Source organism: Pelosinus propionicus DSM 13327, assembly GCF_900114615.1.
Classification (GTDB): domain Bacteria; phylum Bacillota; class Negativicutes; order DSM-13327; family DSM-13327; genus Pelosinus; species Pelosinus propionicus.
On record NZ_FOTS01000010.1, the window covers coordinates 107,078 to 132,437 of the forward strand.

General features: G+C 40.0%; 22 protein-coding genes and 2 riboswitches. All 22 genes read right to left on the reverse strand.

Features of this window, described 5'->3' with window-relative positions; translation table 11 throughout:
• Positions 1-19 precede the first annotated feature (19 nt).
• The 22 genes from BMZ99_RS07165 to BMZ99_RS07270 all read right to left on the reverse strand — a co-directional run bounded on the left by BMZ99_RS07165 (position 20) and on the right by BMZ99_RS07270 (position 24,941).
• Positions 20-1,399 carry a nitrogenase component 1 gene (locus BMZ99_RS07165; protein WP_090934541.1) on the reverse strand — a complete coding sequence of 460 codons (1,380 nt, stop codon included), beginning with the start codon at positions 1,397-1,399 and terminating at the stop codon, positions 20-22.
• A complete protein-coding gene (gene nifE / locus BMZ99_RS07170; RefSeq protein WP_090934544.1) occupies positions 1,392-2,771 on the reverse strand; it encodes a nitrogenase iron-molybdenum cofactor biosynthesis protein NifE in 1,380 nt (459 codons plus the stop codon). Before nifE ends, BMZ99_RS07165 begins: the two co-directional genes overlap by 8 nt.
• 188 nt (positions 2,772-2,959) lie before the next feature.
• Complete coding sequence (gene nifK, locus BMZ99_RS07175) at positions 2,960-4,348, reverse strand: nitrogenase molybdenum-iron protein subunit beta (RefSeq protein ID WP_090934547.1); 1,389 nt, start codon at positions 4,346-4,348, stop codon at positions 2,960-2,962.
• 1 nt (position 4,349) lies between these two features.
• Entirely contained in the window at positions 4,350-5,963 is a 1,614-nt protein-coding gene (gene nifD, locus BMZ99_RS07180) for a nitrogenase molybdenum-iron protein alpha chain (RefSeq protein WP_090934551.1), read from the reverse strand.
• 16 nt (positions 5,964-5,979) lie between these two features.
• A complete protein-coding gene (locus tag BMZ99_RS07185; protein ID WP_090934555.1) occupies positions 5,980-6,390 on the reverse strand; it encodes a P-II family nitrogen regulator in 411 nt (136 codons plus the stop codon).
• A 15-nt stretch (positions 6,391-6,405) separates the two neighbouring features.
• Positions 6,406-6,732 carry a P-II family nitrogen regulator gene (locus tag BMZ99_RS07190; protein ID WP_090934558.1) on the reverse strand — a complete coding sequence of 109 codons (327 nt, stop codon included), beginning with the start codon at positions 6,730-6,732 and terminating at the stop codon, positions 6,406-6,408.
• A 43-nt stretch (positions 6,733-6,775) separates the two neighbouring features.
• Positions 6,776-7,597, reverse strand: a complete 822-nt coding sequence (nifH, locus tag BMZ99_RS07195; RefSeq protein WP_090934561.1) for a nitrogenase iron protein — start codon at positions 7,595-7,597, stop codon at positions 6,776-6,778.
• A gap of 505 nt (positions 7,598-8,102) precedes the next feature.
• On the reverse strand, positions 8,103-9,050 hold the full coding sequence (locus BMZ99_RS07200) for an AEC family transporter (protein WP_090934564.1): 948 nt from the start codon (positions 9,048-9,050) through the stop codon (positions 8,103-8,105).
• A gap of 122 nt (positions 9,051-9,172) precedes the next feature.
• On the reverse strand, positions 9,173-9,619 hold the full coding sequence (locus BMZ99_RS07205) for a hypothetical protein (RefSeq protein WP_090934566.1): 447 nt from the start codon (positions 9,617-9,619) through the stop codon (positions 9,173-9,175).
• Positions 9,620-9,634: 15 nt separating this feature from the next.
• Positions 9,635-10,261 carry a ribonuclease H1 domain-containing protein gene (locus BMZ99_RS07210; protein WP_090934569.1) on the reverse strand — a complete coding sequence of 209 codons (627 nt, stop codon included), beginning with the start codon at positions 10,259-10,261 and terminating at the stop codon, positions 9,635-9,637.
• 230 nt (positions 10,262-10,491) lie between these two features.
• Positions 10,492-10,995 carry a hypothetical protein gene (locus tag BMZ99_RS07215; RefSeq protein WP_090934571.1) on the reverse strand — a complete coding sequence of 168 codons (504 nt, stop codon included), beginning with the start codon at positions 10,993-10,995 and terminating at the stop codon, positions 10,492-10,494.
• A gap of 185 nt (positions 10,996-11,180) precedes the next feature.
• Positions 11,181-12,347 (reverse strand): ABC transporter substrate-binding protein, encoded by a 1,167-nt coding sequence (locus tag BMZ99_RS07220; protein ID WP_090934573.1) that lies wholly within the window; start codon positions 12,345-12,347, stop codon positions 11,181-11,183.
• 249 nt (positions 12,348-12,596) lie between these two features.
• Positions 12,597-12,696, reverse strand: a riboswitch (glycine riboswitch).
• A gap of 5 nt (positions 12,697-12,701) precedes the next feature.
• Positions 12,702-12,780: riboswitch (glycine riboswitch) on the reverse strand.
• Between the two features lie 302 nt (positions 12,781-13,082).
• The gene (locus tag BMZ99_RS07225; protein ID WP_090934576.1) at positions 13,083-13,535 is read right to left on the reverse strand and encodes an L-2-amino-thiazoline-4-carboxylic acid hydrolase; all 453 of its coding nucleotides are present in this window, start codon (positions 13,533-13,535) and stop codon (positions 13,083-13,085) included.
• A 47-nt stretch (positions 13,536-13,582) separates the two neighbouring features.
• Positions 13,583-14,899, reverse strand: coding sequence for a glutamate-1-semialdehyde 2,1-aminomutase (gene hemL / locus BMZ99_RS07230; RefSeq protein WP_090934579.1), 1,317 nt, complete (start codon positions 14,897-14,899; stop codon positions 13,583-13,585).
• A gap of 139 nt (positions 14,900-15,038) precedes the next feature.
• Complete coding sequence (gene hemB, locus BMZ99_RS07235) at positions 15,039-16,013, reverse strand: porphobilinogen synthase (protein WP_090934582.1); 975 nt, start codon at positions 16,011-16,013, stop codon at positions 15,039-15,041.
• A 2-nt stretch (positions 16,014-16,015) separates the two neighbouring features.
• The gene (gene cobA / locus BMZ99_RS07240) at positions 16,016-17,536 is read right to left on the reverse strand and encodes a uroporphyrinogen-III C-methyltransferase (protein WP_090934585.1); all 1,521 of its coding nucleotides are present in this window, start codon (positions 17,534-17,536) and stop codon (positions 16,016-16,018) included.
• Between the two features lie 74 nt (positions 17,537-17,610).
• The gene (gene hemC / locus BMZ99_RS07245; RefSeq protein ID WP_090934588.1) at positions 17,611-18,543 is read right to left on the reverse strand and encodes a hydroxymethylbilane synthase; all 933 of its coding nucleotides are present in this window, start codon (positions 18,541-18,543) and stop codon (positions 17,611-17,613) included.
• A complete protein-coding gene (hemA, locus tag BMZ99_RS07250) occupies positions 18,503-19,819 on the reverse strand; it encodes a glutamyl-tRNA reductase (protein WP_090934591.1) in 1,317 nt (438 codons plus the stop codon). The genes hemC and hemA overlap by 41 nt, the downstream gene beginning before the upstream one ends.
• A complete protein-coding gene (locus BMZ99_RS07255; RefSeq protein ID WP_090934594.1) occupies positions 19,788-20,450 on the reverse strand; it encodes a precorrin-2 dehydrogenase/sirohydrochlorin ferrochelatase family protein in 663 nt (220 codons plus the stop codon). The genes hemA and BMZ99_RS07255 overlap by 32 nt, the downstream gene beginning before the upstream one ends.
• 69 nt (positions 20,451-20,519) lie before the next feature.
• On the reverse strand, positions 20,520-22,319 hold the full coding sequence (gene mrdA, locus BMZ99_RS07260; RefSeq protein ID WP_090934599.1) for a penicillin-binding protein 2: 1,800 nt from the start codon (positions 22,317-22,319) through the stop codon (positions 20,520-20,522).
• 91 nt (positions 22,320-22,410) lie between these two features.
• On the reverse strand, positions 22,411-23,835 hold the full coding sequence (locus tag BMZ99_RS07265) for an LCP family protein (RefSeq protein WP_090934602.1): 1,425 nt from the start codon (positions 23,833-23,835) through the stop codon (positions 22,411-22,413).
• Between the two features lie 329 nt (positions 23,836-24,164).
• The gene (locus BMZ99_RS07270; RefSeq protein WP_090934604.1) at positions 24,165-24,941 is read right to left on the reverse strand and encodes an MBL fold metallo-hydrolase; all 777 of its coding nucleotides are present in this window, start codon (positions 24,939-24,941) and stop codon (positions 24,165-24,167) included.
• Positions 24,942-25,360 lie beyond the last annotated feature (419 nt).

Sequence of the window (25,360 nt, forward strand, 5' to 3'; positions counted from 1 at the left end):
TTCACTTTACTACAGCCAGCTATCCTTGCTGATAGAATTTTTCATACATAGAGCTTCGATATGATTTATATTTGCTTTCCAGCAAGGTATTAGTGATGCGATCCAACAACATCATTGTACCCGTATAGCCTACAGATAAAAGTCTCTGTCCTCCTACCCGATCATGAATGGGAAAACCCAGCCTTACGAGAGGAATACCACCTTTTTCTGTAAGATATCGACCATCGGAAGGACCAATTCCAATATTGACTTTTCCTTCCTTACTGGCAGCTAAGATATGAGAAAAATCTGTTTCAATTAATATCTTACTTTGTTCTGGACAATCAGCTACTGCTGCTGTTACTAATTGATTGAACTTCCCAATTTGACTGCCGGTAGCCACGACTGCTGGAAAAACGCCATTTTCTACACAAATTTTGGTTACCGCATAAGCCATTTCCGGCTCACCAAAAATAACACTTCTTCCTTGAAAATTATATTTATGAGAGTCAATCATCCCATCTAACAAACGTCCACGCTCTTGTTTCATACTTTCCGGAACCTTCTTACCAGTAATTTCTACTAAGGTATTGATAAATGCATCTGTACTTTCCACACCCATAGGTATGGCTATATTATATAGAGGAATACCAAATTGTTCTTCTAAATATTTTCCTGGAGAAATCCCATCCTCTATGGTGATTCCCATTTGGATGGTCGCTACAGCACCACCCATAGATCGTATTTCCGTAATTTTGGTCCCACCATTGCTCATCTTGGTATAAGGCTTTGCAAAAGGGCGATCCAGAGTATCGGAAAAATCAGGATATAAGACATATTCAATTTGCATGAGAGCTAACATACGCTTTATTTCACGAATATCAGCAGGACTGATATTCGGAATAATAATATTTATTTTATTATTCTTTTCTGCAGCTTCTGTTAGCTGCATCAATATTCTTTTTAGAGTAAAAAAATAACCTTCAAAGTGACTTCCGCCATAGCCAGGCGTGGAAGCCGTAACAATCGGAAACTCTTCCATCTCTTTATCAATGAGATATTGCCCCGTAATTCTCTCAATATCTTCACCAATGGTTTCTGCTAAGCAAGTCGTTACAATACCAATCAAATTGGGATGATATACCTTTCTAATATTGTCCAAAGCTTGTCTAAGATTCTTTTCCCCTCCGTATATGGTGCCTTTTTCATTTAATGAAGAAGATCCTACATCAACAGGTTCATTAAAATGTTCGGCAATATGCCTGCGCATGTAGGTACTACAACCTTGGGACCCATGAACAATAACCATAGACTGTTCGATTCCCTTTAATGCTAATATGCCGCCCATTGGCATGCACATATTACAGGGATTCTCATTCACATTCCGAAAATAGACATTCTCTTTGTTTTTTTCAGCCATGATTTTCCACCCCGCTTCCCATTCCCAATGAGGTAAGGCTCTTCCATACAGGAGAACAGACGGTAGAATATACTTCTTCAGCAAAATTAACGGCACCCTCAAAACCACTTAACGGATGTTTGCGATCATGATTATGATCAATAAAGGCAATACCCAATTTATAAGCCAAAGGCCTTTCTTTAACTCCGCCTACTAGTAAATTGGCACCTTTTTCCATCATGAATTTTTCCAGTTCAGCAGGATTCGCATCATCTAGAATCACCGTACCGTCATCCACTAGCTCATTCATGATTTCATATTCCTCTTTTCTGCCGGTTTGCGTACCAATCATCACTACATCAATACCAATTTCCCGAAATTGCTTAATTAGAGAAATGGCCTTAAATCCTCCACCAACAAAAATAGCAGCCTTTTTACCTTCGAGCTTAGCCCTATATCCTTTGATAATGTTTTCTACTCTAGCCGTCTCTTTAGCAATCAACTCTTCAGCCTTAACAATCATAGACTCTTCTCCTAAAGCAGCCGCAATATTACGCAATGAGGCAGCCGTATCCTCAATACCTAAAAAGGATATTTGAATATAAGGAATCTGATAGAGTTCTTCCATTTTTCCTGCAAGATAAATCATCGATCCAGCACACTGTATGATGTTTAACCTAGCGTTAGGGGCTGATTTCAAGGCTGTATAATGGGAATCCCCTGTAAATGTAACGTTTAATTCTACCCCCATCTGCCGTAAATAATTTTGAATGATCCAAGCTTCACCAGCCAGATTAAAATCCCCTAAATAATTAATACTATTGTTCTTTTCGACTACTGTAGACTCAAAGGGTTTTATCAAACGAAGCAATGCATCTCCTGCAGCTCTGTAGCCTGCGGACTTATTACCAATAAATCCGCTAGACTCTACTGGTATCACTTCAATATTATGTCTTCGAGAGGCGGCGCTGCAAATGGCTTCCAAGTCATCACCAATTACGCCGACAATACAGGTTGAATATACAAATACTAGTTTTGCCTGATATTTTTCCACCAGTCCATCTATGGCTGCTGCTAATTTTTTTGCGCCGCCAAAAATAATATCTTGTTCTTTTAAATCGGTAGAAAAGCTATTCCGATATAATTCAGCACCACTGCTCAAGCTGCCGCGAATGTCCCAAGTATAGGTGGCACAGCCAATTGGTCCATGTACCAAATGTATGGCATCTGTAATTGGATTGAGCACAACTCTGGCTCCACAATACACACAAGCTCTTTGGCTTACACAGCCGGCAGAACTGTCCGCATCACATTTAAGCTGTTTCTTATTCTTACCTTTCGTAACAATAAACTCGTCTCGTTCTATAATGCTTTCTGCAAGATCTGCAGCCATAGTAATCTCACTCCTCTCCTAAAAACTGTGCGAAAAAACAATTTGTAAAGAAAATAAAAACTCATTTTGAAAAGCCACAGAAGCACAGAGGATACAGAGAAAAGCTAACTATGAGGCTAGAAAATACTTCTCTGTGTTCTCCATACCTCTGTGGTTCAATCATTCAAGAGATTTCAGAGAGTCTCTATTTACATTACCAATTCAAAGTCTTCATCTTTGGCATCACGGTCGGCTCTGTCTAATAGCGCATTGCTGATCATCTCAATTAGCCTCATGCCGCCTCGATAACCAACAATCGGCAAGTAGGAATGAACACTTCTATCTAAAATCGGGAACCCGACTCGCATAAAAGGAACATCTTCCGCACGGGCAATATATTTTCCATAGGTATTGCCAATCAATAGATCTACAGGCTGATTCTTAATCCACTGATGCAAAGTAAATAAATCTCCTGCACTTTTTACATTAGCCTCAATTCCAGCGCCTTTCAGCATACCGTTAATGTCATCTTCAAAGCTTCCTGCTGCAGAACTGGATGATCCGCCCGGTGTGCCCGTAAGCACATGAAGAGGAACCATTCCTAAGCTTAATACAAACTCAGTTATGCCGGTTACAATATCAGGATCGCCAAATATTGCTACGGTTTTCCCATGAAAATGGAAATGAGTGTCGGTCATAATGTCAACCAACTGACCTCGTTCTATTTCTAATTCTTTAGGAATTTCACGGGCAAAACTATTACGCAAGGTCATTAATAACGCATCTGTAGCTTTAATTCCAATGGGTGTTTTAAGAGTAGCTACAGGAACTTTATAATCTTTGTTTAAAAGATCAGCGGGGTCACTAGAGGCAAAGCGACCAAGAGCCAATGTGATCTGAGAGTTTCCTGTATCCTGTAACTGTTCCACAGTTGTGCCACCTTCAGGATACATTTCAAATTCTCCCGTCATTGGTGAGTCGACAACCCCTGATGTATCAGGGAACATAATATATTCAATACCCATACTTTCTACCAAGCGTTTTATTTCCCGCATATCTCCAGGATTGACAAAGCCAGGAATAATATTGGCTTGTTCTTTTTTCTCTGGTGACGTACTCTTTGCTAAATAGCTCACCATCGCTTTTGTCATATTGGAGAACCCTGTGATATGAGACCCAACATAACTTGGAGTGTTCGCATGAATGACTAGCTTCCCCTCCGCAATTTCTGCTGTTTTAATAATACTGGAAACATCATCGCCGATGGTTTCCGTTAAACAAGTCGTGTGTATGGCCATAACATCTGGTTTATAGATGTGAAAAACATTTTGTATCGATGCTTTTAAATTAGCACCACCGCCAAATACGGATGATCCTTCTGTGAAACAGCTAGTGGAAGCCATAACCGGATCACGGAAATGACGGGTTAAGTGCATACGGTGGTAAGAGCAGCACCCTTGTGATCCATGACTATGAGGCAGACATTTGTGAATCCCGAGAGCAGCATACATAGCGCCAATTGGCTGACAAGTCTTGGCAGGGTTAATAATACCGCCGCTTTTACGTTCTGTTATATCCTTTGGTGTACAATCTAACATACTATGCCACTCCTTCCTCAGTTACTGACCCTTCTAGTAAAGGTTGATTTTTCCATGGTGGGGTTATAAAGTTCCAAGTTGGTGAGGCGAATCCCATGCTGATATCCTCAGCAAATTTAACAGCACCATTGAAACCAGCATAAGGTCCGCTGTAATCATAGGAATGTAATTGTTTCGAGTTAATACCCATTTTTTGAATGACATATTTATCCTTGATCCCGGAAGTGAAGATGTCTGGCTTCAATACTTTTATAAATTCTTCTGTTTCAAAATGATTTAAGTCATCAACAATGATGCTGCCATCTTTCATATCAAAGCGCATGCCATTATATTGACCTAGAGGTATTTTTGCTTTTAGCTCTTCCAGCTTTTCAGGTGAAACTTTCAAGCGGAAGCGTTTTTCATCAACTTCTGCTGTATAGTGAGGAATATTCTTACTATCTGCATCTGTTTTAATGGTAGGAATGACTTCACGTCCTTCATAATCATCCCGATGAGCAAATTCATAACCTGCTAATAAAGTTTCAATGCCAAGTTCACTAAATAAGTTTTGGAAATGATGACCACGAGATCCGCCAACAAAACAAAAAGCTGTTTTACCTTCACAAATCTTCTTATATTGGTCAAAGATAGGTTCAATTCTCGCCAATTCACTGGCAATTACTGCTTCTGTCTTAAGAGTCAGTTCTTTGTCATCAAAATATAGGGCCATATTACGCAAGGATTCAATTGTCCCTTCAATTCCAATAAAGTTAACTTTAAGCCAAGGTGTACCATATTTGGTTTCTAGCATCTCAGCAATATAGTTAATGGAGCGGTGGCATTGCACCAAATTCAGTTCTGCAGTATGCGCATTTTTAATTGCTTCATAAGAGCCATCCCCTGTCATAACCGATACTACATGGTAGCCGATTTCTTTGAGGATACGTTCTACTTCCCAGCCATCTCCGCCAATGTTGTATTCTCCAAGAAGATTAATTGGGAACTTAGCAGGAGCTTCTTCTTGTTCCCCGGTACCAATGACTTTTTCCATTAAAATGTTATTGGCAATATGATGACCTGCGGATTGACTAACCCCTTTATAGCCTTCACAACTAAAAGACAGTACTTGCACGCCATGCTTTGCTTCTGCCGCTTTAGCAACAGCCCCCATATCATCGCCAATTAATCCTACAGGGCAAGTAGCAGAAAGAGTAATAGCCTTAGGATTGAAGATTTCCATAACTTCATCAATTACCTTAGCCAGTTTCTTTTCTCCGCCAAAAACGATATCACTTTCCTGCATATCTGTAGATATGCAGTAATTAATAAAATTCTGTTTTGGATCGTCAGATTTTGCTTTATTTCGTCTCGTATTCCACGCATAATAGCCACAACCGATTGGTCCGTGAACAATATGCACCATATCTTTAATCGGACCTAACACAACGCCCTTACAACCGGCATACGCACAGCCTCTGTTGGTAATAATACCAGGAATGGTCCGGGTGTTGGCTTCGATCTGCTGACTTTCCACATCAGATCGTTTAATGAATATATGTTTCTTACGATTTTTTTGTACCTTAGGTGGATATTGATCTAGTATTTCCTGAAGTTTAGCTTCATTCATTCCCATGTTCCCTTACCTCCCTTTAAACTGCACTTTCGCCTGTTTCCCCAGTACGGACACGTATTGCATCCATAACTGGTAAAACAAAAATCTTACCGTCACCAACATTATTACAAGTTTTATTTGCTTGAATAATAGCATCTACAATCTTGCTCACTTCATCATCATGAGCAAGGATGGTAAACAACCTTCGCGGAAACAAGCTGGTACCAACTAAAAAATCAGTTATTAGTTTTTCTGCTTCCCCTGTTTGATCCTCTCCAGCCATAAGAAGGAGTTCTTTCTTTCTTTCCAAAATTAATGTAGGATTGGTTACTATTTTACCGCGACCTTCTACTTTAAAAGCCGTAAAACCAGCTACGCCAGCTTCCACTAAGGCTTTTTTGGTAGCGCCCGTTTTGTTCATACGCACTATAGCGATAATTTCTTTCATCCTTATCCCTCCTTCTTATAGACTTGGGATTCCACTAGAAATGGTATACGCTTCTTCAATGGAGCTTATGAAAATTTTACCGTCACCATAAGCACCTTGCTCGCTTGTTTTTGCATATTTTAGAATCAAACGAACCATATCCTCTTTATCCTCATCACGGATTGCCATCATCAATAATGCTTTAGGAATTTCATCATAGATGATTCCTGATATTTTAATACCTTTTTGCTTACCGCGACCAACTACATCCACAACGGTTGCTGCATGGAAACCAGCTCTTGATAACTCTGCCAATACTTCATCTTTTTTTTCCGGTCTGATTATGGCTCTAACTAATAACATATTGTTTTCCCTCCAATATTTTCGTTTCTATCTCAGGTTAGAATTACAGATCCATAAAGCCATATTGCATCATGATTTCTTCTAGTCTGTCTTGCGTCATTGGTTTAGGAATAACAAACATCTTATTACCATCGATGGCTTTAGCCAGCGCACGATATTCATTGGCCTGTCCTGATTCTGGATCAAAGTCAACAACTGTCTTTTTGTTAATTTCAGCACGTTGAACCAAATTGTCACGAGGAACAAAATAGATCAATTGGGAGCCAATTTCTTCAGCAAAAGCCTTTAACAGCTCATACTCTTTATCAACTTTACGGCTGTTGCAAATAATGCCGCCAAGTCTTACTTTACCGTTTACCGCATATTTCTGAATACCTTTGGCAATGTTATTCGCTGCATAAAGAGCCATCAATTCACCAGAAGCAACAATATAAATTTCTTCTGCTTTACCTTCACGAATCGGCATTGCAAAACCACCGCATACAACGTCCCCTAGTACATCATAAAATACATAATCAAGATCTGGCGTATAAGCGCCTAATGACTCAAGCATATTAATTGAGGTGATGATCCCTCGGCCTGCACATCCTACGCCTGGTTCTGGGCCGCCTGATTCTACACACAAAGTACCGCCAAAACCCGGTTTTAAGATATCTTCTAAATCAATATCGTCACCTTCATCACGTAAGGTATCCAACACTGTTTTTTGACATAATCCATGAAGTAATAAGCGAGTGGAGTCCGCTTTTGGATCACAGCCTACTACCATAATATGCTTACCTGCCTCTGCTAAAGCACCTACTGTATTTTGAGTTGTGGTAGATTTACCAATGCCGCCTTTACCATATATTGCAATCTGTCTCATAACAAAAACCTCCTTATATTTGTAAACAATTTTCTCTATTACACATTTACTAAGGATTTAATCCTTAATCTGTATTCCCTAATCTTTATAGTTGAAAAGTATATTTTTTTGAATTATAATAAAGATTAGGTACATCGAATAAGCCCTGGTGTCTGCTGGGGAATGTAAAGATTGCCACGCTTTATGGATACCGCAAATATCCATAAAGCATTTTTTCCTTTCAGGAAAGCTGTACACATATACTATAAAACCACCTCCTTATATAATAAGAAAAACACAGATGGAGCTTATAAACGAAAATGCGTTTATAAGCTCCATTGCTCATGTACTTATTTTTTTTGCAAAAAGGCAAAGAAGCTCACAAGGGTTTAAAAACCACTCGTAAGCTTCATTGCTTCCTGCCTATGAACTTGAGCTGAGTATAGCACATATTTTTTAGAGGTGCAATACCCTTTTAAAATAGTCGAAATATTAAAATTAAACCTTCCGTACCCACTATACTCGCTTAAAGATAATACTGAAAAATCAACATATATACTGGGATTACAGCAATCGATGCAATTGTGGTTATCGTCGTCATGATCGCAGCATATTCTGCATCTGCCTGATAGGCTTTAGCCAAAATAGAGGTCTGAGTCATGACCGGAAGCATAGCTTGAATGATAAAGACTTTCTTCATTAAAACAGGCAGCGGCATTGCATAAGTGATTGCCATGACAATCAATGGTGAAATCACAAACCTCCCCAGAAGGATGGCTATCATATCCTTGCTGACCTTTATATTACTCAGTTTTACACCATATATCGCTATACCAATAAACAGCATAGATAACGGTGTTGTCATGTTCCCAAGATACTTACAGGTATCGAGAATAAATTGCGGCAAACTGATATTACATAAGATAAGTATCATAGCCAGCAGAAAGCCTAGCAGAGGAGGAGAAAATACTTTTTTTATCACCTCAACTGCAGACACGTTATCTTTGCCTGAAGCGCCATCGTTACGAATGCCGCTTGCTCCAATGGTCCAAAATAAAGAAGTATTGGCAATATAATATAGCAGAACATAAGGAACACTTTGTTCGCCAAACAATGCTAAATTCACTGGCAGGCCAATAAAAATAGTATTTGAAACAAAAAACATAGATCTAAATGTTCCCTGCCGGTTAGATTTTACTCTCAAAAGCTTAGAAGCTGCATATCCAACTGCATAACAGACAAACATAGAAGAATAGGGTACAACTAGTCCCGTCGCCAAATGCAGCAGCCCGTCTTTATTAAAAGTACTCATCAAATTCCATATCATATAAGTAGGTAAAGCGACATTTGTAATTATACGGGAAAATAATTGAGAAGCGCCTTCATTAAACCATCCTTTACCTGTAAGAATATATCCTGTTATAATCATTAAAACAATACTAAAAACACTTTCAATTGTGTGAAAAATAATCATTAACGAAAACTCCTAATCATCCTTGAAATACACTAGTAAGAAAACCGCGGCGATCTCTGTGATCTGTGTCCTCTGCGCTTAACGTTCTTTTTAAGAAGCCTATCTTTCTAGGCTTAAGTACCTTATACTAAAGCTGCTAAAGCCGCTTTTACTATGGCCTCTGCTTCTGAAGAATGGCCGATTGGGGCAGCAGCATCTCTACCTTTTTTTACAAAATTACCGTAATATTGCTTCTGCTCTTGTTCCAATTTCTCTTCAGAATTGTATGTATACCCCAAATTCTTCATATGCTCAACTATCTGCTGAGCAGCACCCATTTCCGTAGAATAGTTTGGAACATTCTCATCAAAATTCTCTCGCAATTTCAAACTCACCATATCACTTTCTTTCACGACTGGAACGTATACACCGCCTGATTGCTCCACTTCATCTGCTGTTCCTAGCCATTTAACGGCAAGTTCTGCACTAAATTGCAGCAGGTGCTTTAACCAGATAAACCCCATCACCTTAACTGCTACTTCAATATCTAAATCTCTTCCTGGATTCATATCAATACCATTTTCTTTCATGCTCCCACTCCTCCATCATATTAATTGTAGTGCTGCTTTCGCTAATTGATCAGCTTGCTCATTATATTTATCTCCGGAATGAGCTTTTACTTTTACAAAAATGACCTCTAATTGTTTCACTACCTGATCATAATATTGTTTATACTTTTTAGTCCCCTCCTGCTTAGCCTCCCATGCATTGGTACACCATTTTTCGATCCCCTCGTAGTCGTAATAAATAACAATGGTGCGCACCCCCTGCTCTAATGCATAGTTCATAGCAATTTTTGCACCCATGGTCTCTCCCGCAACATTGCGCATACCACTAAGCTCCGGGTCATTGCCCTTCTGGCTAAAAGTAAGCTCTGCCCCTTTCCATAATATTACAACTCCAGCAGAATACTCCTTGGTTACAATGTTATAACTGCCGTCAACATAAGCAAGCATCATATCATCAGAAAGCTGCTCTATAGGAAGTGAAGGCAATATTACATTGCAAGAACTCCCTGTTAGATACGCATTTGCTTCTTCTTCTGTTTTGAAGCTCTTATACTCGGCTCCCGAAAAACCTTTAATTTGCTCCTGGCATTGGGGCCAAGTATAAAACAAACCATTTTTACGTCCCTTCCTAACAGCATATACCTTTTTTTGTTTGTCTGACATACTCTCTTTTACCACCCTTATCCTTTTTACTAAGAGAAAAGCCAATCACTTGCAGCTTGTCCAACATCAGCGTAGTGAATCCTACATCCCAAGCTCTTATCTCTTTATTTTATGCTTTTCTATTTGTAAAAAGCAAGTAGTAATCAAAATAGATTCTGCCAAGGCACTATCTAGCTAGACACTATAGTGCCTTGACATTCTATTATGAATAACTATCTCATGCAGCACTCTTAATCTATGCGAAGAGAACACATGGGAGCAGTTAACTGAGAAAATACATTAACATTGGGTTGCCCTAGATTGATTCCATTAGTTAGACGATTGGTATGCAGGGAAATAATAACACTCGTAATTTTCACATTGCCGCTCGGCGTAGGTATTCCTCGAAATGGATTATAATCCAGTGGAGCAACATAATAATTCAATGTACCATCATGATTCACAACTAAACGATTGGGATCAAAGCCATCTGCAGTATAAGTCACTCCTAAAGGAGCTGCAGGCCAGACACCTCTTTCTGTTACAAAAAACAAGGTATACACTCCAAGAGGAATTAAGCCTTGCGCCGATACTTCAATATGTCCTTCATTTCCCTTGCCGCAAATTTCACCTGTAGCTGTCGCCTGCAGCCAAGCAGGCAATGCAACCCATGGCGGCCGATTAGCGGGCATATTTTCAAAGATTAGGTCACAACAACAATCAAGCAGCGACTTTCCTTTTCTATCGTCTTCCACACTATCCCCTCCTTAAATGAAAATAGTATTTAAAGTTTAACAAATTAAACTTTTTACTCTAGACCTTTTATATATGCTATGCCTCAAATAAATAAAATGTGAAAGATGCAAACTAAATGCAATAAATTTTTATAGTTAAAGGGGGCCATGTCATTCATACATGGCCCCCTTCTCATGCTTTATTATTATGGCTTAACAGTAGTCTTAAATACTTGCTTACCATCTTTCATTTCAATAATCACAACACTTTTTACAGCATCATGAGTAGCATTTAAAGTGGTGTTACCTGTTATTGCTGAATAATCTTTCGTCCCTGCCAATGCTTCACGAATTTTTTCAGGTTCAAGGCTATTAGCCCGTTTGATGGCATCAATGACAATATTAGCTGCATCATAGCCAAGTACAGCCATCGCATCCGGCACTTGGCCATATTCTTTTTTATATGCCTCTACAAAAGCTTGAGAAGTAGCACTAGTATCATCTACTGAATAATGATTAGTAAAATAAGTATTATTTAGTGCTGCACTAGTTCCAACTTCCACCAGTTTCGGTGAATCCCATCCGTCTCCACCTAAAATTGGCACAGTAATGCCGATTTCTCTAGCTTGTTTCACAATTTTCCCAACTTCTTCATAATAGCCTGGTATATAAATAATTTCAGCATTTAGTGCTTTTATTTTAGTTAATATGGTCTTAAAATCCTGATCTTTTTGCAAATATGCCTCTTCTGCTAAGATGCTCCCGCCACCTTTGGTATAGGCCTCTTTGAAAAAGGTAGATAATCCTTTGCTGTAATCACTACTATTATCTACTAGTATGACAGCCTTATTCAAATGCAGTGTGTTCAAAACAAAGTTTGCCCCCACTGTACCTTGAAAAGGATCGATAAAACACACACGGAAAGTATAATTCTTAACTTTACCGCTTGCTTCATCCACTGTTACCTTAGGGTTTGTCGCACCTACGGCAACGAAAGGAATTTTAGTCGCTTCTGCCACACTGGAAGTGGCAATTGCATTTGAACTTGCAAAAATACCGGTAACTGCCACGACTTTATCCTGAGATGCAAGTTTGGTCATTGCATTGGCTGACTCGGAAGGTTCGCTTTTATTATCAGCAATCACAGCCTGAATCTGCTTTCCAAGAATACCGCCTTTTGCATTGGCCTCTTTTATGGCCATCTTAGCACCATTAGCAGATGAGGTGCCCATAGTTGCATTACCACCAGTCATTTCATTCAAAACACCAATCTTAATATCCTTAGAAGCAGAGTCACCGCATCCTGCCAAGACTCCAGCTGATATTAAAACAATTAGAGCCACCATCAAAAGTTTAAATCCCGATTTTGTCATATTATCGTCTCTCCTTTGTTAATCATGTACTGCGAAACATACTTTCTAAATACTCTTAACTACCTCTAAAGTACAAATCAAATCAGAAGACAGTAATTTTTCAATGCTTTTTTGCTTTCAATGAAAAATACACATTAAAAACAAAGAGTCAAATCACTTAGTGATTTGACTCTGGATAAACAATTGAATACGCTAAAAGCGTTTTCAGCATCACAATATAAAGAGATCTAAATGATCCCTGTATATTACGAATTTGTCTCTGTCCTTTTGCCTGAGAGATTTGCCAGCAATATGATTGCTGTGTTTCACCTTCGGCGCCCTGTATAAGAGTCTCTCCAGAGTCCCGTCCATTTACGGTTCTACTCGGTACTCCAAGTGCCTGAGAGTTTTACTCCTTCGGCGGGCTATTAAGCCACTCTCCCGCAAACTTCATCCGGACATATGTAGTTGTAGCAAGTACACTTTCTGTAAGTATTATTATAAAACAACACATCAAATAATTCAATAGTAAATAAGTAAGTTTTTTCAGCATCTTTGTCTTTTTCTTCTATTCCGAATGAACATATAAGACATCAATTGAGACACTAGGAAAGAGAACATGCAATGGAACTAGTGGCAACAAAACCTTATAAAATTGAAATCAAAGAAGCTTATTAAAACTATTGAAGTTCTTAACCGCAAATGCTCTTTTACGAAAAATGATTCTCTTGTCTCAGTATGGTTTCTAGAATACCATCATACTTCCGTAATAATAAAACGACACACTTTATCTCCGCTCGTTTTGCAAAGAGGCCTATTTAATCGGGCATTAAATCCGTTGTATAATACGTCATCAATCTCACAGTAAATGGTACCCAATTCTTGATCTCCTAGCTGCGCCCACATATCTTGCATTGGACAATAGGTAATATCCTCTGGATGATCGGGGTCTCTTTCCCAAGAAATCCCTGGCATATCCCTGACTTTAGTATAAGTCTCTGGACTTATTTCCAATCCTCTTTCTTCCGCTTCGTTTTTCATTGAAGCAAGTCTAGCTTCACCAAAATTACGTATGGCAGCCCTTATCGATTGCTTTCCTAACTCTGGTCCCATTCTTTGAACCATTTCTTGTGCCATAAAATAGTATAACTCTGCCATTAGCTTAGCCATTCTTTCAACAGGTTCTCCATCACTACGAACTTTGCTCATCTACTAACCCCCTCGGTTATCAAAGCTTTTATTCTGTAAGCTCAACTTTATTTATTGTTTTTATGGTACTCTGCCACTTTAGCAAAAGCATAACCGCTTGCTGCAATCGTAGCAGCAATATCTTCTTCCGAATGAGCAGCAGACATAAATCCTGCTTCAAATTGAGACGGTGCCATATATACGCCTTGTTTTAACATCTCATGAAAGAAGGTATTGAATGCACCAATATCCGATTGTTTCGCACTCTCATAATCATATACAGGTTGGTCTGTGAAGAACATGCCAAACATGGCACCAAGCTGGTGGTACTGCAATGTAAAACCATACTTCTCGCCTTGAGCGCGAATTCCGGCACATAAAGTTTTGGTTTTCTCAGCTAACTTCTCATACAGTCCAGGTGTTTGCGATAAGAGGGTAAGAGTGGTAATCCCTGCTGTCATTGCCAACGGATTACCGCTTAGTGTACCTGCCTGATATACAGGGCCAGCAGGAGAAATGAGCTCCATAATATCCTGCCTGCCGCCATAGGCACCTACGGGCAAACCGCCACCAATAATCTTTCCTAAGCAAGTCAAATCAGGTTTTATACCAAACACTGACTGTGCTCCGCTGTAAGCCACACGAAAACCAGTCATAACCTCATCAAATATCAGCAAAGAACCATATCGCTGCGTAATTTCACGTACGGCTGCCAGGTATCCTTCTTGCGGAAGTACCATTCCCATGTTGCCGGCAACAGGTTCGATAATAACAGCAGCAATTTCTTCGCCATATTGAGTAAAGACTTCATTAAGACCTGCTAAATCATTGTAATTTACAGAAATCGTTCCGCCGGCAACAGCAGCAGATACACCTGGACTGTCAGGTACACCTAAGGTTGCCGCCCCTGAGCCTGCCTTTACCAGCAGACTATCATGATGTCCATGATAACAGCCAATAAATTTAATAATTTTACTGCGTTTAGTATATGCTCTTGCTAAACGCAATACGCTCATGGTAGCCTCTGTTCCTGAGTTCACCATGCGTATCAATTCCATAGAAGGAACAGCCTGCTGCACTAACTTAGCTAAAGTAGTCTCTAAAAGAGTAGGTGCTCCATAACTTGTTCCATTCGATACAGCTTGAACTAGGGCTTCAACTACTGCAGGGTGAGCGTGGCCTAAAATCATTGGACCCCATGATCCAACATAGTCAATGTATTGATTTGAATCAATATCATATAAGCGGCTGCCTGCAGCCCTCGCAATAAAAGGCGGCGTTCCGCCAACACCTCGAAAGGAACGTACAGGACTATTAACGCCCCCTGGTATATACTGCTTTGCTTCATTAAATGCTTCAGTCGATTTATTTAAATGAAATGCCATGAGTAGACCTCCTAAAATAATAATGGAACCACCAAGACACAACAAACACAAAGATTCTCACAAAGGGAATGTCTCCTTCATGCTCTCCTTTGCGTACCGTGCTAGCGGCATCGTGGATTGGTGGTTTATTGTCTCTATCTTATTCCTCTTTTAACCAGCGGGCAACATCCATCGCATGATAGGTAATAATAATATCCGCCCCGGCCCGTTTCATGCTAACTAATGTTTCCATCACTGTACGCTTTTCATCAATCCATCCTTTGGCTGCTGCAGCTTTAACCATGGAATATTCACCACTTACGTTATAAACCGCCAAAGGATAATCAAAACGATCCCTAACTTGACGAACAATGTCCAAATAAACCAAGGCTGGTTTCACCATAATAATATCTGCACCTTCTGCAATATCTAACTCAACCTCGCGCATGGCTTCCCGGCTATTAGCCGGGTCCATTTGGTAGCTTTTGCGATCACCAAATTGCGGTGCTGAATCAGCAGCGTCACGGAATGGTCCATAATAAGCAGATGCATATTTTACGGCATAGGACATAATGGATACATTGCTATAGCCACTTTCATTTAACGCATTACGAATAGCTAATATACGTCCATCCATCATATCAGAGGGCGCTATGATATCAGCCCCTGCCTGAGCCTGGCTAACAGCGGTTTTTGCCAGTAATTCCAATGTACTGTCATTATCAACCTCTTGACCTTTCAGCAAGCCGCAATGACCATGACTGGTATACTCACACAGACATACATCACCGATCACTACGATTTCAGGTAACGCCGCCTTAATCAGACTCATTGCTTTTTGCACAGGACTATTCATATCCCAGGCACTTGATCCTTCTGCATCTTTATATTCAGGAAGACCGAAAATGATAACTGCCGGTATACCTAATGAAAATGCCTCAGCGGCTTCCTTGACTGCCATATCGGGAGACAAATGAAAAACACCTGGCATAGAAGAAATTTCCTTGCGTATTTGATTTCCTGGAACCACAAACAAAGGATATACTAGATTACCAACCTCAATAGTTGTTTCCCGAACTAACTGTCGTATTCCGGCAGAAACTCTAAGACGTCGCGGTCGAAGCAAAAAACTCATTTTTAAGCCTCCTCATATAGCGTTTTAATGACTTCTATCATACCATGAATCGTGTATTCCTCACCAATCACATCTGGAGTAATGCCATGTTCCAAACACGTGCCGGCAGTGATCGGACCAATGCACGCAATCTTTGCATTTTTTAAGAGTTCCGCTCCTTGGTCCCCTAATAAATTCAATAAGTTAGTTACTGTAGAGGAGCTGGTGAATGTAACAAGATCGATTTCGCCAGATTTTAGCTTTTCTGCTAAAATCTTACCATCCGTATCCCCAGTAAGGGTACGGTAAACAGGAACGACGTTTACCCTTGCTCCCATTTCCCCTAATTTCTCCGGTAAAAGATCTCTTGCTACCAACGCTCTTGGAATGAGCACTGACATCCCAGGCTGAATCCTGCCAGTCATTGCAGCAACAATACCTTCAGCTCTAAATTCCAATGGAACAATATCTGCTAAAATGCCATACTCTTTTAGTCTTGCTGCAGTTTGTGCGCCAATGGCAGCAACCCGAATACTGCCCAAAGCCCGACTATCTTTCCTCATGCTATGTAAACGCTTAAAGAAATATTCAACACCATTAACGCTGGTAAAAATCAGCCAATCGTATGTCGTTAATTTATCAATCGCTTCATCTAGTTCAGTATAACTCTCTGGCGGAACTAGTTTGATGGCTGGGGCTTCTATACATTGAGCTCCCAAAGCTTCTAGTTGACCTGTTAAAACACTAGCCTGCTCTCTTGCACGAGTGACTAATGCCGTTTTCCCGAACAGCAAGCGCTGATCAAACCAACCCAACTGTTCACGCAATTTTACAACTTCACCGACAATAAAGATAGCTGGCGGCTTGATCCCTGCTTTTGCCACATCCTCAGCAGCGTTCCCTACCGTTGTGACTAAAACTCGCTGTTCAGGTTTCGTTCCCCAGCGAATGACTGCAGCAGGTGTTTCTGACGAACGGCCATGCTCAATCAGTTTGGATGTAATATGAGGAAGATTTTCTACTCCCATTAAAAAGACTAAGGTATCTACCCCTGTAGATATATTTGACCACTTAATTGTTGATTCCGGCTTAGTAGGATCTTCATGGCCAGTGATTACCGCAAATGAAGTCGCAATCCCTCGATGGGTCACAGGAATACCAGCATAAGCAGGTACTGAAATAGCTGAGGTTATACCAGGTACAATTTCAAATGAAATATGATTTTCTACTAAGGTTAGCGCTTCTTCACCGCCCCGTCCAAAGACGAATGGATCGCCGCCTTTTAAACGCACTACAGTTTTACCTTCTTTTGCTTTATCCACCAGCAGCTGATTAATATCTTCCTGACGCATTGTATGATCACTGGATGCCTTACCTACGTAAATAAGCTCTGCATCTTCTCTAGCTGTTGACAACAACCGATCATCTGCTAATCGGTCATATACGATCGTGTCTGCCTGCTGTATATATTCAAGGGCTTTTACACTGATAAGCTTATAGTCACCAGGCCCCGCTCCTACTAAATAAACAATTCCTTGCCTCATTATTTTCTCCTCTCGTTAGAACGTAATTTATATTCTACAATGCCGCAGAGAACATATTGTGTTCTTTTCAACCATTAATGATTTACTTCTAGTTCTTGCAGAATTTCTCGTCCCCCCTGGTCAAGCATCTGTTGTGCTAAGTAATGGCCAAGCTTTTTGCCCTCCTGCGGACTCCCGCTAATAATTTGTCGAATCTGCCGTGCTCCATCCACTGACAAGATCGCTGCCTCTAGCGTTAATACTTCTTGTTCTATCTTCCCGGACACACCAATGGGAATCTGGCAACCACCTTCTACTTCAGCCAAATACGCCCGTTCGGCTTCAACAGCCCAGCGAGTTTCCTGGTGATTTAAAAAAGCAAGCATCTCTAATACTTCTATGTCATTACTGCGCGCCTCAATAGCCAGGGCTCCTTGTCCCACTGCTGGCAAACAAATATCCTGGGGCAATACTTGGGTAATTTTATCTTGCCAGCCTAAACGTTTTAAACCAGCAACAGCTAAGATAATTCCGTCGAACTCGCCATTTTCTAATTTATTTAGCCTGGTATCCAGATTTCCCCGAAGGTCACCAATCTTAAGATCTGGCCGATATTTTAGCAGCTGTGCCTTTCGCCTTAAACTTGAAGTACCGATCCTGGCTCCTTGTGGTAAATTATCAACTGTGCCATAGTTAGGGCTGATAAAAGCATCCCCAGCATCGACACGTTCAGTAATAGCAGCCAGCAGCAATCCCTCTGGCAGCTCGGTTGGCATATCCTTTAGACTGTGCACGGCCAAATCGATTTCTCCGCCTAACATTGCCGTTTCTAATTCTTTGGTGAATAGCCCCTTACCGCCAATTTTAGCTAAAGGTACATCTAATATTTTATCACCTGTAGTTACAATATGAAGCAGCTCTACATCCATATCAGGATACTGAGCTCTTATACAGTCAGCAATATGATTTGCCTGCCATAGAGCTAACTTACTGCCCCGCGTACCGATAGTAATTTTTTTTCTTTTCACGATGTCTGCCCTCTCCTATTGTATCAAGTTTAAACAAATCCAGTATTGCATCTAAATAGAACTGTTCTTTATGTGTACAGGCTCCTTCATTAATGCAAACCATAGGGTCTCTTAACATTTTACGTATAATCATCTTCGACATATTTTCAACGGCCTTACGTTCATCTGCTGTAATATCAGGTAATTTCGTCAGCGCTCGCTTCAACTCCCGCTGGCGAATTTTTTCTGCCTTATCGGTCAGACGTGCCATAACAGGGCGAAGTGATAAATAACGGAATTTAATCATCAATTCCTCTAATTCTTTTTTAATAATTTCTTCCGCCAACTCAGCTTCCTGTTCTCTTAAACGAACATTGGACTCCACAACGGCTTCTAAATCATCAATGTTATATAAACGTACTCCCGCAATAGCAGCTACCTCAGGTTCTACATCCCGGGGTACAGCAATGTCAATAATAATAATAGGACGCCCTTGGCGTTTAGGCATTAAATGAGCCACATCCCAAGCTCGTATCACATAATGAGGAGCACCAGTAGAAGTAATAATAATATCTGCGTCCACAGCACTTTTCATAAAACTTTCAAAGGGTACAGCCACTCCGCGAAATTGCTCTGCGAGCTCTACCGCTCTTTCATATTTGCGATTGGAAACGATCACCGTTTTAACACCGTTTCCTACTAAATGCTTTGCTGTAAGTTCACCCATTTGCCCTGCCCCCAGCAATAACACATTGGAAGCAGATAAATTACCAAATACGTTTTTAGCTAGCTCTACCGCAGCATAACTGACAGACACTGCACTATGAGCAATTCGAGTTTCACTGCGAACCTTTTTCCCCACTGCAATCGCTCTGTTAAATAACGTATTGAGTACTGTACTCGTAGTTCCAACATCCCTAGCTACTGAATAAGCCTTTTTCACCTGACTTAAAATTTGCCCTTCTCCTATAATAAGGGAATCAAGACTTGCCGATACACGAAATAAATGTTCAATACAGTCTTCTTCGACATAAAAAAAGAAGTCTTCCATATCAAGAGTACTTTCGGATATTCGTTGCAAAAACTGCTGCATTACCGGAAATCCATCTTCCGCATCATCTACAACAGCATACATTTCTGTACGATTACAGGTAGACAGTAATACACATTCGCTAATTTCTTCATATTCATGAAGATGATTCAATGCTGTTTTAATTTTATCCTCAGAAAAAGTGAAACATTCCCGCACATCCACCGATGCCGTCTTATGATTGAGTCCTAGTACAACCAATTGCATTTTTGATCTTAGCCTCCGCCTCTTTTATCTTGCCTTCTTTAAGCAAGATAATTACTTCCTGGTCCAAGGTACTTCGCCAAAAGGATTCTCTTTCTTTTGCTGTCGTTAGCTGCTTTCTCACCTGTTCTCGTGCTTTCGCCACCAATTCAAGATAGATTCCATATTCCGGCCCATAACGCTTTTCTAAGTCCTCACGTAATTTTTTTGCTAACGCTGGGCTTTTACCACCAGTAGAGATCGTAAGCAGCAAATCTCCATGAGAAATTTGGGATGGCACACTAAAATTGCCAAGCTCCGGTGCATCCGTCACATTTACAAGAGCACCAGTACTCATACCTTCCTCAGCGACCCATTTATTTACTGCGTTATTATCCGTAGCGCAAATTAAAATAAAAAAACCATTAACATCACCCTGCCGATAAGATCGAGGAATATGAATAATACTCTTGTCCTCTACTAACGAAGCTAGCTGCTTCGTTAGGGCAGGGCTTACTACCGTAACCATTCCACCAGCAGCCAAAAGCGCTCCAACCTTACGCTGAGCAACACTACCGCCGCCAACAACCATACAGGGGCGACCACTAATTTGTAAGTTTATCGGATAACAGGGCACATTTTTCACATCCTTCATATTTTAGCATATTTCGCACTAAAAATGTAATATTCCTCTATTAGAAAGTACAAAGATTCACTTTTAATTTTAGGAATCCAGTTTTTCTTTTGCACCAAAATATGCCTCTACTATTTTTCGTACAACAGGTGCTGCAGCAGTAGAGCCTTCGCCCCCCTCCTCTACTAGCACCGCAATTGCAATTTCAGGATTTTGTGCCGGTGCATAACATGCAAACCAAGAATGAACCGTACCAGTACCGGTCTCTGCTGATCCGCTTTTTCCAGCCACGGTGGGAGTAACCCCTTGAAAGACTCCTGCTCCGGTCCCCTTTGTTGTAACAGCGACTAGTCCACTCTTAATGATATCCCACGTTTCCGCTTTTAAATAAATTGTATGGACGGCTTCTGGCTGGTAGCTTCTGACCACCGCTCCATTATCATCTATAACTTTATCGACTAACATCGGTCGGTATATCTTCCCATGATTGGCAACTGCCATTAGCAGCAGTGCCTGCTGCAGAGGCGTTGTTAAATAGTAACCTTGCCCAATCGCAGCGATAATCGTCTCCCCGGGATACCACGGCTGTTCATAAGTTTTTTGTTTCCAACCTTCTGTAGGTACTAATCCGTCTTCTTCCCCTTGCAGCAATATACCACTTTTTTTACCTAAGCCAAAAGTCAATGCATAACTAGCTAAATTATCAATTCCCATGCGGCGGCCTAATTCATAAAATACAGGATCACTTGACCATGCTAAGGCATCAACAATTGTAAGCTTGCCTAATCCTTCCGTCTTCCAGCCATAAAATTTCCATCCCCCTAAAATATAGTACCCTTTATCCTCAAATACTTCCTCTTTCGTTACATAGCCCATATCCAAAGCAGCAGCTGTTGTAATAATTTTAAAAACAGAACCTGGAGGGTAGGCACTTTGTATTGCTTTATTTGTAAGGGGATGATCAGGATGATTTATCAAATCACCCCAGTTTTTAGTGCTAATTCCACTTGCAAATAGATTAGGATCAAAACTTGGAGAGCTAACCATTGCTAAAATACCTCCTGTATGGACATTCATAACAATGGCGCACCCTCCTTTGGCAGGCTGCCCCGTATTACGGCTTATTTCAATTTGCTGCATCAGAGCCTCTTGTGCAGCTTTTTGTAAATTTCCATCAAGAGTTAAAATGAGCCCTTTACCCGATATCGCTTTTTTTTCACCAATTCTTTGTACTTCTTCTCCAAATGCATTCACTTCTACTTGTAAACCACCGTCAACCCCCCGCAGTACATCTTCCCATTCCAGCTCAAGCCCATCCTTTCCTATGAAATCCGTAGGTTTGTATCCCTGAACTTTACGCCTGGCATATTCATCCTCATTAATACTGCCTAGATATCCCAATACATGAGCTGCTAAATCTTTGTATATGTATTGTCTAACAGGAACGGCACTAATGGCAACTCCAGGCAGATTATCTTTTCTTTCTAAAATCCTAGCTTGCAATATCGGGTCAATATCACGCTTCACTATAATCGGTATATACGGTGAATCGTTTCCATCCTTCAGCATTTTTTCAATGATTTCTGATGAAATACCAATCATATCTGCTAATATGGCTGTCTTACCGGGATCATAACTGTATTCTGCAGGAATAATAGAAACAGCAAAACTAGGACGATTTGTAACCAGTAAAGCCCCATTACGATCATACATGTTTCCTCGCGGAGCTTGTTCCGTAATTTGATGTACGCGATTTTCTTCTGCTACTTTCTTATATTGTGGACCACGTACTAACTGCATCCAGGCTAAACGCAATATTAGAAGACCAACCACTGCCACAATGATCCATAGTAGTGTATTCATTCTGCGAGACTTTTCTGTAATCCACATAGAGTAACTCCTTTTTGAACAATTAATTGGACCATTACATAGTATCCCGCAAAACAAAAAAAATAGCCCTAATGGGCTATTTTATCAGCAATCACTTACCTGTATAATCTTTGCCAACCACAACAACTGCATCAATCGCCTTACCTTCATCTTTTGTAATCTGCAATGAATATTTAAAAGGCAGCGAGCTCAATTTGTTAACAACTGTACTATCCATAGTGTTAGAAATAACCACCGTATTTTTATACGCATTTGATGTATTCGACACACCTGCTACTTCAAAACCCCTGTTACGAAGGATCTCAGCAATTCTATCGCCTGCCTCAGCTACACCGCTGGCATTGACCACTTCCACGCTTACTTTGTCAGAATTTGCTTTCTTGCTACCAGATTTGCCTGTATCTGCCGCAGTATCTGTTTTATCATTTTTATCAGATTTATCACCTTTTTTGGACTTATCTGGGGTCGTCGCTTTTTCAGTAGTTATATTTTTAGTGACCTTTGGCGTTTCAACTACTTTCATTTCTTTTGGAATAGAAGTTTCATATTCACTTGCCTCTTTTTGAGTTGTAGCAACATATTTATCTTCCATAGTCACACCAAGGGTTTGAGCTACATGTTTTCGAAGAGCCATTACATCAGGGAGCCAATAACTTATATCATCAATAAATGCTGGCTTTCCTGGCACCATGTCTGTTCTCAAACCATTTTTCGATGCATCATTCAACGTTTTAGCAAGATTGAGCATTTCCGTGGTAGACATATCGCTATTTACTACACTATTTACCTCACGAACAATCGCAGGTATCTTAGTAATAACAGACGGGCTAGCGACTTCCTTCATCAATGCTTTTAAAAATTTTTGCTGACGTTCAACCCGACCAATATCCCCTTCTTCATCACGATAACGTACATATTGAATCGCCATCCGACCATCCATGTGCTGTACGCCTGGTCGTAAATCAATTACGAAGGGGCCGTGATCATCTCCATTGTCATCATAAGGGTCAGAATAATACATGCGCTTTTCTACATCAATGGTAACGCCACCAACCGCATCAATAATCTTCTTAAACCCTGCAATATTAATTGTAACATAATGATCTATTTTAATTCCTAACAAACCTTCAACAGCCTGCTGTGTTAATTTGTGACCGCCATAGGCAAAAGCATGGTTAATCTTATCCCAGCCATGTCCTGGAATTTTCACCCTCGTATCTCTGGGAATGGAGAGCATTGCAACATCTTTCGTATTTGTGTCGATGGTAACAACAAATAGAGTATCAGAGCGTCCCGTATCATCGCTGCGTTCATCAACCCCCATAACCATGATGTTAATCTTATTCTGAGGAGTTACAATACTCCCCTTTTCTTTACTTTGTTCAATTCCTCCGCTAAACCAAACATAGGACGCACCAGCTACTGCTAATACTGCTAACAAAATCCCTAAGACAGCAATAACGGATCTTCCCTTACCACGCCTTTGTTCAGCTAATCGTTTTTCCAGTCCTGCCATAGTGCGCAACTCCCTTCTATCCACCTGGGAATATTCTCATATACCAAGTATTAAATTTAAAAACTGCAAATAAAAACTCAATAAACAAGCCTCCGCATGGGAGGCTTGCTTTTAAGTATAACAAAATGTAACATAAAAGGTCAAGATTTTTATGTCTTACACCTCATGTATAAAACATAAAAATCCCAATATAAAGAAGATGACTCCAGCAATCTTATTGATTCAAGCCTGCACGGATCGACCATTCTGACGGATTCTTTCGAATTGATACAGCAACAATCCATCCAGAATCCTGGAAGAAGATTCATACACACTCATTGCTACGTTTGTTATTCTAACCTTTGATCTTTCTCTGTTAATGCAATTATCTTATATGGCTTATTCTTATATTTCAAAATCTCCCTTGCAACCAGTTTTCTAAGGCCCATTTTATCCTCATTCTCAAAAGGAATATGATAAATAACGACTCGTTCCGGCTTCAGACGATCTAAGATGTTCTGCCCTCTACTATTGCTGAGGAATAATGGATTAATAAAAACAGCTGTTACGTTAATTTTATCCATAATAGCTTCAAAATTATTCATCATATAATCGGCATCAGCAGCAAATATATAGTTTTCTTCTTCAATTGTAAGCATGATTGTATAATGTCTAGTATCTTGATATTCTCTCCCCCCCATATGTACGCTCCTAAAACAAGTAAGAGTACAATCTTGGATGAGTTCTTCTTTATACAATTCCCCAAAAGGAGCATAAAATTCTTGAATTTTATTTGTTGAAACCAGGTTTAATAAAGGGCCTTTATCCTCGAATGAATTTGTCTCTTGACTCAATTTCGGCATATAGACTTTTTTTATTTCATTATTCGATATATATTTATCTAAGTACACGGAAGAAAAATGGTCGATATGCCTATGGGTAAAAATTAGATAATTAATATTTTTATATTTACTTGTCGTGCCAAAAACAGCTTTTTGAATTTCACTTACCGGTTGACTAAAAAATGGACTTTCCCCAAAGATACCGTCAACCAGAATGGTACTCTCTCCAACTTTAATAAATACACCTGAGTTGGCGATCAACTCCATTTGAACTTTCATTTTCATTAGCTTCTTCTCCAAAACTCATTTAACTTAATGACCAAGCTACTTCTTATTTACTATATTATTCTTTTTATGATGCACTTGCAACTATTCACACAAAATGGAAAAAAGGAGCTGTCTCAAAATAGGTTTTTAAAACCTATTTGAGATAGCTCTTTCTTTGTATCCCTAACCGAATAGGGTATTTTCTCTTTTTTGCGAATTAAGTGGAGTAAAGTAGGCATAGCAAAGCTAGAGGAGCATTATGCCCCTCATAAATTGCTGTGCCTGCAACCTTTTAGGCGGTCTTTTTTTCGTGTAGCATTTTTCCGCACCGTTGTTGCTGTATTTTGTTATGTAGTTTATTTAAGTTATAGCCCATCGCCAAGAACAAGAATTCAGTCCTAACGCTTTGCTTGCCACGCAGCAAGAATCTTCTAAAT

Bases quoted from the DNA above. Each gene is read 5' to 3' on its own strand.
- BMZ99_RS07270 (WP_090934604.1), bottom strand. From the start codon at position 24,941: ATGAAAATGAAAGTTCAAATGGAGTTGATCGCCAACTCAGGTGTATTT.
- BMZ99_RS07220 (WP_090934573.1), bottom strand. From the start codon at position 12,347: ATGACAAAATCGGGATTTAAACTTTTGATGGTGGCTCTAATTGTTTTA.
- BMZ99_RS07185 (WP_090934555.1), bottom strand. From the start codon at position 6,390: ATGAAAGAAATTATCGCTATAGTGCGTATGAACAAAACGGGCGCTACC.
- BMZ99_RS07210 (WP_090934569.1), bottom strand. From the start codon at position 10,261: ATGTCAGACAAACAAAAAAAGGTATATGCTGTTAGGAAGGGACGTAAA.
- BMZ99_RS07190 (WP_090934558.1), bottom strand. From the start codon at position 6,732: ATGTTATTAGTTAGAGCCATAATCAGACCGGAAAAAAAAGATGAAGTA.
- BMZ99_RS07265 (WP_090934602.1), bottom strand. From the start codon at position 23,835: ATGGCAGGACTGGAAAAACGATTAGCTGAACAAAGGCGTGGTAAGGGA.
- BMZ99_RS07255 (WP_090934594.1), bottom strand. From the start codon at position 20,450: ATGAAGGATGTGAAAAATGTGCCCTGTTATCCGATAAACTTACAAATT.
- hemB (WP_090934582.1), bottom strand. From the start codon at position 16,013: ATGAGTTTTTTGCTTCGACCGCGACGTCTTAGAGTTTCTGCCGGAATA.
- cobA (WP_090934585.1), bottom strand. From the start codon at position 17,536: ATGAGGCAAGGAATTGTTTATTTAGTAGGAGCGGGGCCTGGTGACTAT.
- BMZ99_RS07200 (WP_090934564.1), bottom strand. From the start codon at position 9,050: ATGATTATTTTTCACACAATTGAAAGTGTTTTTAGTATTGTTTTAATG.
- BMZ99_RS07165 (WP_090934541.1), bottom strand. From the start codon at position 1,399: ATGGCTGAAAAAAACAAAGAGAATGTCTATTTTCGGAATGTGAATGAG.
- nifH (WP_090934561.1), bottom strand. From the start codon at position 7,597: ATGAGACAGATTGCAATATATGGTAAAGGCGGCATTGGTAAATCTACC.
- BMZ99_RS07225 (WP_090934576.1), bottom strand. From the start codon at position 13,535: ATGAGCAAAGTTCGTAGTGATGGAGAACCTGTTGAAAGAATGGCTAAG.
- nifD (WP_090934551.1), bottom strand. From the start codon at position 5,963: ATGGGAATGAATGAAGCTAAACTTCAGGAAATACTAGATCAATATCCA.
- mrdA (WP_090934599.1), bottom strand. From the start codon at position 22,319: ATGTGGATTACAGAAAAGTCTCGCAGAATGAATACACTACTATGGATC.
- hemL (WP_090934579.1), bottom strand. From the start codon at position 14,899: ATGGCATTTCATTTAAATAAATCGACTGAAGCATTTAATGAAGCAAAG.
- nifE (WP_090934544.1), bottom strand. From the start codon at position 2,771: ATGGCTGCAGATCTTGCAGAAAGCATTATAGAACGAGACGAGTTTATT.
- BMZ99_RS07205 (WP_090934566.1), bottom strand. From the start codon at position 9,619: ATGAAAGAAAATGGTATTGATATGAATCCAGGAAGAGATTTAGATATT.
- nifK (WP_090934547.1), bottom strand. From the start codon at position 4,348: ATGTTAGATTGTACACCAAAGGATATAACAGAACGTAAAAGCGGCGGT.
- hemA (WP_090934591.1), bottom strand. From the start codon at position 19,819: ATGCAATTGGTTGTACTAGGACTCAATCATAAGACGGCATCGGTGGAT.